Origin of the sequence: Kineococcus siccus, assembly GCF_009906795.1 — a bacterium.
In the GTDB taxonomy this organism is placed as follows: Bacteria; Actinomycetota; Actinomycetes; order Actinomycetales; family Kineococcaceae; genus Kineococcus; species Kineococcus siccus.
The window spans coordinates 1-599 of the sequence record NZ_JAAALN010000446.1 but is presented as its reverse complement, the minus strand read 5'-3'; the positions used below and the strand labels follow the sequence as shown (position 1 = coordinate 599).

Annotated in this window: 1 pseudogene; it reads right to left on the bottom strand. The window is 67.9% G+C overall.

Annotation, left to right across the window (positions count from 1 at the left end):
* Positions 1–53: 53 nt before the first annotated feature.
* A pseudogene (locus tag GTR02_RS22545) lies at positions 54–599 on the bottom strand (hypothetical protein); the annotation flags it as partial.

Here is a 599-nt window from a genome sequence, read left to right as displayed (position 1 = left end):
CCGGCTACACGGGGAGCTCGGAATGATCCCTCCCGTGGAGTACGAGGCCCAGTTCAGCACTCACCCCGTCGCGGCTGGTGCCTGACCCGCGTGGCTTCACGCCCTCCATCAAACCCGGGCCTTGACAGGTCGCCACGCTTGACACGCACCGCGGTCGCCCCGTGGCTCACCTTGAGGGGCCTTCCACGATGGACAAGGCTGAACGAGCTCGGCGATGGGCCGGCACGGGTCGGACCGCTTTGGCGGGTACGTTGCTGGGCATCGCCGGCGGGGCCGTCACCGGCGCTCTGGCCCTGCTGGGCGATGAGGAGCTGAGCACTGGATCCGAGCTGGCTCTCGGGGTGTTCTACGGGGCTCCGTTCGGTGCGTTGTTCGGTGCCGCTCTCGGCCTGGTCAGCAGCACGGTCGGCGGGTGCTTGGCCGTTCACCTCGTGCGTCAGCACGTCGTCCTGGCCCGAGCGGTGCTGGCGTTGTGTCAAGGCCCGGGTTTGATGGGGACCACCAACCCACGCCTTCGAGAGGATGATGGTCTCCATGGCTGCACCGAGGAAGTATCCCGACGAGCTGCGTGAGCGGGCGATCAGGATGGCCGTCGATGC